The 11,340-nt window shown below is 64.9% G+C and carries 9 protein-coding genes; 1 reads left to right on the forward strand and 8 read right to left on the reverse strand.

The window, feature by feature from the left end; genetic code table 11:
- From EN884_RS10580 to EN884_RS10600, 5 genes are all read right to left on the reverse strand, one after another.
- Positions 1-592 (reverse strand): patatin-like phospholipase family protein (locus EN884_RS10580; protein ID WP_164894968.1); only part of this gene is annotated, 592 nt, incomplete at its 3' end.
- Complete coding sequence (locus EN884_RS10585) at positions 589-2,109, reverse strand: pitrilysin family protein (protein WP_245491920.1); 1,521 nt, start codon at positions 2,107-2,109, stop codon at positions 589-591. The genes EN884_RS10585 and EN884_RS10580, both read right to left, overlap by 4 nt.
- Entirely contained in the window at positions 2,109-3,497 is a 1,389-nt protein-coding gene (locus EN884_RS10590; protein WP_063167722.1) for a pitrilysin family protein, read from the reverse strand. The genes EN884_RS10585 and EN884_RS10590 overlap by 1 nt, the downstream gene beginning before the upstream one ends.
- 135 nt (positions 3,498-3,632) lie before the next feature.
- Positions 3,633-4,187, reverse strand: a complete 555-nt coding sequence (gene rsmD / locus EN884_RS10595) for a 16S rRNA (guanine(966)-N(2))-methyltransferase RsmD (protein ID WP_024504838.1) — start codon at positions 4,185-4,187, stop codon at positions 3,633-3,635.
- Positions 4,184-6,277: a pseudouridine synthase gene (locus tag EN884_RS10600; protein WP_063167721.1), complete on the reverse strand. Its 2,094-nt coding sequence runs from the start codon at positions 6,275-6,277 to the stop codon at positions 4,184-4,186. The genes rsmD and EN884_RS10600 overlap by 4 nt, the downstream gene beginning before the upstream one ends.
- Positions 6,278-6,459: 182 nt before the next feature.
- Between EN884_RS10600 and EN884_RS10605 the strand changes: the two genes are divergently transcribed.
- Positions 6,460-6,909: a nucleoside deaminase gene (locus EN884_RS10605; protein ID WP_013532358.1), complete on the forward strand. Its 450-nt coding sequence runs from the start codon at positions 6,460-6,462 to the stop codon at positions 6,907-6,909.
- A 36-nt stretch (positions 6,910-6,945) separates the two neighbouring features.
- On the opposite strand, the gene EN884_RS10610 is transcribed toward EN884_RS10605, so the two are convergent.
- From EN884_RS10610 to EN884_RS10620, 3 genes are all read right to left on the reverse strand, one after another.
- Positions 6,946-7,617: a hypothetical protein gene (locus tag EN884_RS10610; RefSeq protein WP_013532359.1), complete on the reverse strand. Its 672-nt coding sequence runs from the start codon at positions 7,615-7,617 to the stop codon at positions 6,946-6,948.
- 207 nt (positions 7,618-7,824) lie between these two features.
- Positions 7,825-10,788 (reverse strand): isoleucine--tRNA ligase, encoded by a 2,964-nt coding sequence (ileS, locus tag EN884_RS10615; RefSeq protein ID WP_063167720.1) that lies wholly within the window; start codon positions 10,786-10,788, stop codon positions 7,825-7,827.
- A 234-nt stretch (positions 10,789-11,022) separates the two neighbouring features.
- On the reverse strand, positions 11,023-11,340 hold a 318-nt coding region (locus EN884_RS10620), incomplete at its 5' end, for a MipA/OmpV family protein (RefSeq protein ID WP_164894969.1).

The raw sequence follows: 11,340 nt of genomic DNA on the forward strand, positions 1-11,340 counted from the left end.
CTTCCGGCGCGCCGACGACGTCGACGCCGATGATGATGTCGGCGTCGTTCTCGATCAGGTCGAACGGCACGGGGTTGTAGATGCCGCCGTCGATCAGCAGCCTGCCGTCGCGCATCACCGGACGGAACACGGCAGGGATGGCCGCTGACGCCGCCAGCGCGGAGTGCAGGTCGCCGTCTTCGAAGACGGCCAGCTTGTGACCGAAATAGTCGGTCGCCGTCACCTTCAGCGGGATCTTCAGCTCGGCAAAGGTTTCGGGGATGGCCTCGGGCAGAAAGGCTTTCAGGATGCGCTCGACATTGAACTGGCTGACGCGGATGCCGTTCTGCATGGCTTCGGCTATCGTGCCCGGCCGCGCCCGCCACATGCGGCTGGCCACCTCGGCGCGGCGGCCGAGGATCGAGCGGGCGTAGTCGTGGATGTCCTTGCCGGCCATACCCGATGCCATGCCGGCACCCATGATGGCGCCGATCGACGAGCCGGCAATCGCCACCGGCTTGATGCCGAGCTCGTCCAGCGCCTCGATGACATGGATGTGGGCCAGCCCGCGCGCGCCGCCGCCGCCGAAGGCGATGCCGAAGGTGGGGCTCATCCCTTGCCGGCTCCGGCCAGTTTCGGGCCGATGACCATGATGGTCGGCTCGGTGGTCAGCAGCTTTTTCGCCGCCGCCTTGACCTGTTCGAGCGTCACCGCATTGATGTAGCCGGCGCGGCGCTGCATGTAGTCGATGCCGAGATCGTCGAGCTGCAACTCGACCAATGTCGAGGCGATGGCGCTGGACGAGTCCAGATTGTTGATGGCGTAGGCGCCGATCATGTATTTCTTGGTCGCCGCCAGTTCCGCTTCGGTCGGGCCTTGTTCGGCCAATTGCTTGACGACATCGCGGACGATGCCAAGCGTCTCGGCCGCACGGTCGGACCGGGTGCCGGTGCTGACGATCAACGCGTTAGCGTGGTCCTGGTTGATGAGCGAGGAGTTGACACTGTAGGCCAGTCCGCGCTTTTCGCGCACTTCCTGGAACAGGCGCGAGGTGAAGGTGCCGCCGCCGAGGATCTCGTTCATCAGCACGGCGGGGAAGAAATCCGCCGCCTTGCGCTTCACGCCGGGAAAGGCGAGCTGCAGGGAGGTCTGCGGCAGGTCGTAGTCGACCTCGATATGCTGCGCCAGCTTCGGGTCGATATCGGCCACAGGCCTCAGCGCCTGGTTCTGCGGCAGGTCGCCGAACACCATGTCGAGCTTCTTCTTCAGCGTCTCCGCGTCGATGGCGCCGACTACGGCGACATGCAGGCCGCCGCGCGCGAACACCGCTTTGTGCAGGCCTTTCAGATCATCGGACGTGATGGCGGCGATGCTTTCCTTGGTGCCCTGATCGGAGCGGGAATAGGGATGGTCGCCATAGAGGGCGCGCGCCCATTTGTTCTGCGCCACCGTGTCCGGGTCGTTTTCGCCGGCGATGATGCCGGACAGGATCTGGGAACGGATGCGGTCGATCGGCAACTGGTCGAAGCGCGGCTCGTTGACCGCCAGCCGCAGCAGGTCGAAGGCCTGGTCGCGCTGCTCGGCCAGCATGCGCATCGAGCCGTAGATGCCGTCGCGGCTCTCGTCGAAGCTCATCTCGGCGCCGGCATCGTCGAGCTTGATCTGGAAGTCTTCACTATCGAGCGGGCCGGCGCCTTCGTCGAACAGGCCGGTCATCAGATTGGCCAGTCCTTCCTTGCCGACAGGATCCTGCGTCGAGCCGCCGCCAAAGACGAAGCGGATGGCCACGACCGGCACGGAATAATCCTCGACCAACCAGGCGGTGATGCCCTTTGGCGAGGTGACGGACTGGATCTCCATGGCCCGCGCGGTGAGCGCCGGCAGGATGAGGAAGAGGATGGAGAGAAAGAGGGTGGTGAGTGCACGCCATGCGGCAATCGTCGGCAGCGACCAATCGCGGAAGCCGGCGCTCCCCCTCCCCCAGCCTCCGCTTTGCTCGGCTGACCTCTCCCCGACGGGGAGAGGAGCTTGCCAGCGCTGGCGCCAGCCTCTTCTCCCCAGCGGGGAGAAGGTGGCCGCGAAGCGGCCGGATGAGGGGGCTGCCTCGCTCACGGGGATCGAATTCATCATCAATTCCCCGCCTGTTGCTGCGGCAAGAGATAGCCGGTCGTCGACCGGGCGAGCACCAGATAGCGCGCGGCGACCGCCTTGACCTCGTCTGCGGTGACCTTGCGGATGCGGTCCGTCCATTGCTGGACGTCCTGCACATTGCCGCCGGTGGCCAGCGTCGAACCGTAGATGTTGGCCATGGAATCCTGCTTGTCGCGGGCAAAGATCATCGACCTGACATAGCGGTCCTTGGCCTTTTCCAGTTCCGATGGCGTCACGCCATCCTTGACGATGCGCACCACCTCCGCATCGACTGCCGCTTCGACGTCGGAAATCCTGGCATCGCCGCGCGGCGCGCCGTAGACGGTGAAGTTGGTGTCGTCGAGCATGGTGCCCTGGAAAAAGGCGCCGGCGCTGGATGCGATACCTTGCTGGACGACAAGCGCCTGGTAGAGCCGGCTGCGATTGCCGCCGCCGAGGATCTCCGCCAAGAGGTCGAGCGCTTCCGCCTCGCCCGGCTTTCCCGAATGATAGGACGGCACCACCCATTGCGTGGAAAAGCTCGGCACGCTGACGCGGGCATCGGAGAGCGTGACCGTGCGCTTGGTGTTCTGCTCCGGCTCGACCGGGCGGATGCGGGGCGGCAGATCGGGGCCGCGCGCCACCTTGCCATAGGTCTTTTCGGCCAGCGCCCGCACCGTGTCCGGTTCGACATCGCCGGCGACGATCAGCACGGCGTTATTGGGCCGGTAGTATTTGTCGTAGAAGGCGGTGGCGTCGACGCGGTTCAGCTGCTGCATCTCCTGCATCCAGCCGATGACCGGAATGCGATAGGGCTGGTTCTGCCACAGCGTCGCATCGACCTCCTCGTCCAGCACAGCCTCGGGGCTGTTGTCGATACGCGAGCGGCGCTCCTCGAGGATGACGTCGCGCTCGGTCTTGATGACATCATCGGTGAGGATGAGGTTGCGCATGCGGTCAGCCTCGAAGCTCATCATCAGCCCGAGTGCCGACGGCGCCACCGTCTCGTGGAAAGCGGTGTAGTCATAGGAGGTGAAGGCGTTGTTGGATCCGCCGATATCGGAGACGGCGCGGTCGAACTCGCCGGCCGCATGGTTGGTCGTTGCCTTGAACATCAGATGTTCGAAGAAATGCGCGATGCCGGATTTGCCGGGCGGCTCGTCGGCGCTGCCGATCTTGTACCAGACCATGTGGGTGACGATCGGCGCACGGTGGTCGGGAATGACGACCACCTCCATGCCGTTGTCGAGCAGGAAATCCGTGACCTTGAACTCGGCCGGAACCGTGTTGGGCAAGACGGGGCTCTCGGCCAGCACTGGGCTGGTCGTGACAAAAGCCAAGGAGGTCGCCAACAGCGTTCCCCGCAGCCATTCAATCCTGGATGTCATCAACGGCTCCGGTTCTGTCGACAGACGATAGGCAAGGTGCTGGCGACAAGCAAAGTGATTTGTTGATCATGTTGCCGGCAAAGGCGGCGGCAAAGAGGCCGGCCCATGGATGCCCGGCCAAGGATACGAGGCGTATCAGGCCGCCTCGATGAAGCGGATGACGGTCTCGCCATAGTTGCGTTCGTCCAGCACCGAAAAGCCGGGGCCTGGCTCGAAGGACGCCACCGCGGCCTCTTCGACCACGCACAGCGCGCCGGGGCGAAGCCAGCCGCCGGCTTTGGCCGACTGCAAGGCGCGCTCGCCAAGGCCCTTGCCATAGGGCGGGTCGGCGAAGACAAGGCCGAACGGCGCCAGCGTGCCGGCCTCGCCGAGGCCGGTGGCATCGCGGCGGAAGATCTTGGTGCGGCCGGTGAGCCCGAAGGCCTCGACATTGTCGCGGATCAGGCCACGGCCTTCCGCCGATTCCTCGATGAAGACACCGTAGGAGGCACCGCGCGACAGCGCTTCCAGTCCCAGCGCGCCGGTGCCGGCGAACAGGTCGAGCACGCGTGCCCCGTCCAATTGCTCGGCAAAGCGATGCGCCAGCACGTTGAAGACCGCCTCGCGGGTACGATCGGTCGTCGGACGGATGGCGCTCGAGCGCGGCGTCGCCAACGGACGCCCGCGAAACTCACCGCCGACGATTCTCATCTCGCTTTGGGGCCTCGGGGACCGTTGCGCGGACGCTCACCGCCGCCAGCCCCGCCCGGACGTTCGCCGCGCGGCTTGCCGAACGGCTTTGCACCGGCCGGTTTGCCATAGGTCGGTTTGAACGAGGCCTTGCGCGCCTTGGCGTCAGCCGCCTTGGCGGCGTCAGCTTCGGCCCTGCCCTTGCCGATCGGTCGCGCGCCTGGCGCCATCCAGACATTGGCCTTGCGCTGGCCGGGCGGCTCGATCGGCCGCTGCTCGCGCTCGGACTTTTTGCCACCGCCCGGCTTGCCACCAAAAGCACCACGCGGCTTGTCGCCGAAGCCACCGCGCGGTTTGTCGCCGAAATTGCCGCGCGGCTTGTCGCCAAAGCTGCGTTCGGGACGCGGGGCGCGTTCGCCAAAACTCTTCTCAGCGTTTCTGTCGGGGCTTGTCGACAGTTTGCCCAGAGCCTCATCGCGGCTGCCTTCGCGGCGCTTGCGATTCTTGATCAACCCGCCCTCGCCGATCGGGCGGCGCTCGCCATCGCGGGTGAATTTCGGCCGTTCCGGCTCCGGCTCGCGAACTTCGGTGCGCCGCACCGGCTTGTTGGAAAACGGCTTGGTGACATCGGCGTCGAAATTGGCGCCGGATTCCTCGACCAGGCGCTCGCCAAGCTGGTCGCGCAACACCCTGCCCTTGATTTCCAGCACATGGCCCTCGGCGAGGTCATCGAGTTGGAACGGCCCGTAGGAGATACGGATCAGCCGCGTCACGTCGAGGCCGAGCGAACCCAGGATGTTCCTGACTTCGCGGTTCTTGCCCTCGCGCAGGCCGATCGTCAGCCAGGCATTGGTGCCTTGCTCGCGATCGAGCGTCGCTTCGATGGCGCCGTAAAAGACGCCGTCGACGGCGATGCCTTCGCGCAGGCCGGCAAGCGCGCTTTCCTCGACCTTGCCGTGGACGCGCACGCGGTAGCGGCGCAGCCAGCCGGTGGCCGGCAGTTCGAGCACGCGCGACAGGCCGCCATCATTGGTGAGCAGCAGCAGGCCTTCGGTGTTGATGTCGAGCCGGCCGATGGTCATCAGCCGTGGCAATTCAGCCGGCAGCACGTCGAAGACGGTCTTGCGGCCCTCGGGATCGCGGTTGGTGGTGACGACGCCGGCCGGCTTGTGGAACAGGAACAGCCTTGTGCGCTCGATCGGCGGGATTTCCATACCGTCGAGATGGATGATGTCATCAGGCATCACGTTGAAGGCCGGTGAAGTCAGAGCGCGACCATTGACCTTGACGCGGCCGGCGGCAATCAGCTCCTCGGCATCGCGGCGCGAGGCGAGGCCGGCGCGGGCCAGCCGCTTGGCGATGCGCTCGCCTGCCTCTTCCGCAGCCTCGGCGGGACGCGGGCGTGGCTTGAAGCTGCCGCCTGACGCGCCTTGCGGCCGATCGTTGAAATCCCGCTTCGGGCGATCGCTGAAGTCACGCTTTGGGCGATCGACGGCGTCACGCGGGGCGCGGTCACTGAAATCGCGCTTGGGACGGTCGAAGCGCTTTTCGCCGCCCGCTGCCGCCGCAGCCGGCCGGTCGCCCCGCGGTGCATAGGGTTTGCGTGGCCCTTCGCGCTTCTCGTAGGGCTTGCGCTCGCCTTCAGCGGCCACCGGGCGGTCGCCGCGCGGCGCATAGGGCTTGCGTGGCCCCTCGCGCTTTTCATACGGTTTGCGCTCGCCTTCTGCGGCCATTGGACGATCGCCGCGCGGTGCGTAGGGCTTGCGCGGTCCTTCGCGCTTTTCATAGGGCTTGTGCTCGCCTTCGGCGGCCATTGGGCGATCGCCGCGCGGTGCATAGGGCTTGCGCGGCCCCTCGCGTTTCTCAAAAGGCTTGCCTTCGGGACGCGGGCCTTTGCTGAAAGGCTTGTCGCCGCCCTTGAAATCGCGCTTCGGCCGCTCGCCATCGGCAGCCATCGGCCGGTCGCCACGCGGTGCGTAAGGTTTCTTGGCGCCAAAGGACGGTTTGCCGCCCTTGCCCGCGGCGCCATCGCGGCTGCGCGGTCCCGCGGCTTTCGGCCCACTCTTGGCCGGCCCCTTCCTGGGTCGGAATTTCTTGTCGTTGTCGTCCATGTGGCCTTTATCCGTTTGCGCTGCTACAGCGTGGCGCATCCTTTCGGGCGCGCAACGAACGCTGTAGCACTTTTGATGTGGCGCATGATCATTTTCGAAAACCGAGTCCCGATTTTCGATGTCATGCGCTCCATAACAGGATCACCGTCAGGTGGCGAGGAGATAATCGGAGTGGAAATCGCGTGAAGCGGCCCGATTTCATGGCGCTGGCGCTGAAGGAGGCCGAAGCTGCCGCCTTGCGAGGCGAAGTGCCGGTCGGCGCCGTCATCGCCAACGGCGCTGGTGTTGTCGCCAGCGCCGGCAACCGCACACGCGAACTTGCCGACCCGACCGCGCATGCCGAGATGCTGGTCATCCGCGAAGCCTGCCGCAAACTGTCGGCCGAGCGGCTGACCGGGCACGATCTCTATGTGACGCTGGAGCCTTGCGCCATGTGCGCCGGCGCCATTTCCTTCGCCCGGCTGCGCCGGCTTTATTTCGGCGCCGCCGACGACAAGGGCGGCGCTGTGGTCAATGGCGTGCGCTTCTTCGCCTCGCCGACCTGCCACCACGCGCCCGACATCTATCCGGGCATGGGCGAGACCGAAGCAGGCCTGCTGCTTAAAGGATTTTTTCGGGAGCGGCGCGGCTGAAGCGGGCGCTACGCCCGGCGACACAATTCGGTGTTCTTACAGCCAATCGAACCAGCCGCTGCCCTTCTTGCCTTCCGCCTCTTTCTTGAGACGGCGTTCCTTCTTGTACTCGTCCTCGCCAAGCTCGTTCTGCGGCGCGGTGCCGGCCGCGACACGATACTGCACTGGAGGCTCGCTCAGATATTTGCGGGTGTTCGGATCGCCCTGCTTGCTGTCGGCGAGGCGACGCTGGATCTCGGCGGCACGGCCTTTGTCGGAATCGGCCGGTGTCCATGCCGGCGGGTGGCTCGAGCCTGACTCCGCCATCGCCCTTTTCACCGAGGCCGGATCGGTTTGCACGTCGTCGACGATCTCCGACTGATAGGCCGGGTCGTTCTGATGGGCGGTGGCATCGGCCCGCAAGCGGGCGCGGCGCTGCTCGGGCGATTCGGGCCATTCGGCGCTCGCCGTCTCGATGCTGTCCTGCGGGGCCGGCAGCGCTTCCTTCTGGCCGGGCGCCGGCTTTACAAGCGTCGGACGCGGCTTGTAGTCGATCTGTTCCTTGCGCTTCGGCGCAAATGAAAAGGCGCCTGAAATATCGCCGGCCAGCTGTTCGCCGGCGGTCTTGTCGGTGCCGTAGGTCGGAGAGCCCATGCAGCCGGACAAAGCGAGGCCCGACGCGACAAGCGGCGCCAGCAGCGCCAGGCGCGCATTATATCTCTCGGTCATGCCAAAAAGTCCCACTCTAGACAGCCTCTCGATTGCCACCAGCCTCGTGGCCGGTCCCCATCGTCCAAGCACTTGCGACGGAAATCCGGCGACAATTTGTCTTCCGGAGTTTCGCGTGTTTACCTCAACCACTCGTTAAGGGCAACGCGCGGGCGGTTTTCACCCGCCCGGCGTGGCATTTGTGCACCGATCAAGCTGGCCGGCCTGTCAAAGCCGGCCAAGCGCCTTCAATTCATGCAGCACCGCCGCATCCCTGGCCGAAACATCCGGGAATTCCGGATCCTGGCCGACATCGGCGGTGTAGCGCCATGAGCGTGCGCATTTTAACAGGCCGCGATCCTCGGCCTTCTCGACCACCACGGCGACACCCCTGACGTCGTCGATCGCGAAGGCACCAGCCGGTGCCTCGCCATGCGCGATGACCAGATCGCTGGTGATCGCCATCTCGGCCATGTCGACATCTGAAATCGCCGCTTCGAGCGCTGCATCGTTGATGGTGACGACCGGCACCGCTTCCAGCGACGATCCGATCACCTTCTGGGCGCGCGCGATCTCCAGCGCGCCGGTGACGACGCGCCGCACCTGCCGCACCTGGCGCCACTTTTCCGCCAACGCCTCGTTCTGCCAGTCCGCCGGGATTTGCGGGAACTGGTCGAGATGCACCGAGACCGCGTCGGGATGACGATCGAGCCAGGCCTCCTCCATGGTGAAGGGCAGCATCGGCGCCAGCCATTTCACCAGGCAATCGAAGAGATGGCGCACCACCTGCACCGAAGCCTTGCGCTTCAGGCTCGACGGCGCGTCGCAGTAGAGCGCGTCCTTGCGGATGTCGAAATAGAACGCCGACAGCTCGACCACCATGAAATCGAGCAGCATGCGGGTGATGCGCTTGAACTCGAAAGCGTCGTAGCCCGAGCGCACGACCTCATCGAGCTCGGCCAGCCGGTGCAGCATCAGCCGCTCCAGCTCCGGCATCTTCTCCAGCGGCACCTCTTCGCCATCGTCATGGGCGAGCGTGCCGAGCATCCAGCGGATGGTGTTGCGCAGCTTGCGGTAGGCATCGATGTTGGTCTGCAGCACGTTCTTGCCGAGCCGCTGGTCCTCCCAGTAGTCGGTCGTCACCACCCACAGACGCAGGATATCGGCGCCCGACTGCTTGATGACGTCCTGCGGCACCACGGTGTTGCCGAGCGACTTCGACATCTTGCGGCCATCCTCGTCCATGGTGAAACCATGGGTGACGACAGTATCGTAAGGCGCCCTGCCCCTGGTGCCGCAGCTTTCCAGCAGCGAGGAATGGAACCAGCCGCGATGCTGGTCGGAGCCTTCGAGATAGACGTCGGCCGGCCATTTCAGGTCAGGGCGATCCTCCAGCGTGAAGACATGCGTCGAGCCCGAATCGAACCAGACGTCGAGGATGTCCATCACCTGCTTCCATTTGGAGGCATCGTGATTGCCAAGGAAACGCTCCTTGGCGCCAGCGGCGAACCAGGCGTCGGCGCCCTCCTTCTCGAAGGCGTCCATGATGCGCTGGTTGACCGCTTCGTCCTTCAGCACATTGCCGTCGACATCGGCGAAGACGGCGATCGGCACGCCCCAGGCGCGCTGGCGCGACAGCACCCAGTCCGGGCGCTCCTCGATCATGGCGCGGATGCGGTTCTGGCCGGCGGCGGGCACGAAACGGGTTTCGTCGATGGCCTTGAGCGCCCGGCTGCGCAGCGTCGAGCCGTCGCCGAGGTCCTTGTCCATATAAACGAACCATTGCGGCGTGTTGCGGAAGATGATCGGTTTTTTGGACCGCCACGAATGCGGATAGCTGTGCTTCAGCCGGCCACGCGCGAACAGCGCGTTGCGCTTGATCAGCTCGTCGATGACGGCCTGGTTGGCGTTGCCCTTCTTGCCGTTGTCGTCGATGACGCGCGCCGGTCCACCCTCGCGGTCCGGTCCGAAACCCGGCGCGTCCTTGGTGAAGAAGCCGCCATCGTCAACGGTGAACGGGATGGCGGGATCGATGCCGCGTGCGCGCAGATCCACCGCCGCGTCCATCCAGGCGTCAAAGTCCTCGCGGCCGTGTCCGGGCGCGGTGTGGACGAAGCCGGTGCCGGCATCGTCGGTGACATGGTCACCGGCGAGCATCGGAACGGCAAATTCGTAGCCGCCGCCCAAGCCCTTGAGCGGATGTGAAAGCGTAAGGCTTCCAAGCTCTTGCGCCGAGACGCTGCGGAGACGATTCAAGGTGACCTTGGCCTTGGCCGAGGAGTCTTCGGCCAGTGCGTCGGCAAAGATCAGCTTTTCGCCCGGCTGCGGGCCGAACGCGTTCTCGGCTGCCGTGACCTCGTAGAGGCCATAATTTATACGCGGCGAATAGTTGACGGCGCGGTTGCCTGGGATCGTCCACGGCGTCGTCGTCCAGATGACGACGTGGGCCTGCAGCAGATCGAGGGCGCCCTCCGTCAGCTTGGTCTGGCCATCGTCAATGGGGCGGACAAGGCTGGCGACCGGAAACTTCACCCAGATCGTGTCGCTCTCATAGTCGTGGTATTCGATCTCGGCCTCGGCCAGCGCCGTGCGCTCGACCACGCTCCACATCACCGGCTTGGAGCCGCGATAGAGCTGGCCCGACATGGCAAATTTCAAAAGCTCGCCGGCGATGCGCGACTCGGCATGGAAAGCCATCGTCGTATAGGGGTTCTTGAAGTCGCCGATGACGCCGAGGCGCTGGAACTCGGCCCCCTGCACTGTGATCCAACCCGCGGCGAATTCGCGGCATTCCTTGCGGAACTCGTTAACCGGTACCTCGTCCTTGTTCTTGCCCTTGGCGCGGTACTGCTCCTCGATCTTCCATTCGATCGGCAGGCCGTGACAGTCCCAGCCGGGCACATAGTTCGAGTCGTAACCGCGCATCTGGAACGAGCGGGTGATGACGTCCTTGAGGATCTTGTTCAGCGCATGGCCGATATGGATGTTGCCATTGGCGTAGGGCGGGCCGTCATGCAGCACGTATTTCGTGCGGCCGGCAGCGCTCTCGCGCAGCTTGCGGTAGAGATCCATGTCCTGCCAGCGCTTGACCAGCAGCGGCTCCTTCTCCGGCAAGCCGGCGCGCATCGGGAAGTCCGTCTGCGGCAAATAAAGCGTCTTGGAATAGTCGATCGTTTCAGTTGTGTCGGTCATTGGTCTGCCATGTGCATTGCCCGGCGGGCGTACAAGCTCGGGCGTGAACTATCATGTTATGAAAAAAGCGCGAGGGGCGCGCAGAAACTCCCGGCGGCTCCGGCGGCGCTCAGGCCACCCGGAACACCGGGCCTGTAATTCGTATCGCGATCGCGAAAAGGCGCGAAAAGCTGGTCATGGCTGGGCTTTTAGCCGAAGCCACGGCAGGAATAAAGCGTCTCTCGTTCGATTCACCTACATCGTGAAATCGAAGCGGTAGGTGGTCGACACGCCGACCGTGAACTGGTTGCGGTCGCCACGCTCCTTGACCAGGCTGGAATCGGCCGCCGGTCCCATCAGGCGCGAATATTCGCCAAACAGGCTGGCGGTCATCGGCTCGGTCACCTTCCAGGTTATGGCGCCGCCAAGGCCGGTCGATTTCAGCCCGCCACCGGGATGGTATTCGCTCAGGCCCGAGGCCACCGCCTCCTGCGCGTTGACGCCATAATAGGCGTCAAAATAGTTGCCAGAGGCGAAGGAAACACGCGGTCCTCCCGAAATCCTGACGGTCGG

The sequence above is a fragment of the Mesorhizobium sp. M7A.F.Ca.AU.001.01.1.1 genome, from assembly GCF_004022735.1.
Taxonomy (GTDB): domain Bacteria; phylum Pseudomonadota; class Alphaproteobacteria; order Rhizobiales; family Rhizobiaceae; genus Mesorhizobium; species Mesorhizobium ciceri.

What these genes read in the sequence shown, in the direction of transcription:
- EN884_RS10585 (WP_245491920.1), bottom strand. Translation starts at nt 2,109, where the DNA reads ATGATGAATTCGATCCCCGTGAGCGAGGCAGCCCCCTCATCCGGCCGC.
- EN884_RS10590 (WP_063167722.1), bottom strand. Translation starts at nt 3,497, where the DNA reads ATGACATCCAGGATTGAATGGCTGCGGGGAACGCTGTTGGCGACCTCC.
- rsmD (WP_024504838.1), bottom strand. Translation starts at nt 4,187, where the DNA reads ATGAGAATCGTCGGCGGTGAGTTTCGCGGGCGTCCGTTGGCGACGCCG.
- EN884_RS10600 (WP_063167721.1), bottom strand. Translation starts at nt 6,277, where the DNA reads ATGGACGACAACGACAAGAAATTCCGACCCAGGAAGGGGCCGGCCAAG.
- EN884_RS10610 (WP_013532359.1), bottom strand. Translation starts at nt 7,617, where the DNA reads ATGACCGAGAGATATAATGCGCGCCTGGCGCTGCTGGCGCCGCTTGTC.
- ileS (WP_063167720.1), bottom strand. Translation starts at nt 10,788, where the DNA reads ATGACCGACACAACTGAAACGATCGACTATTCCAAGACGCTTTATTTG.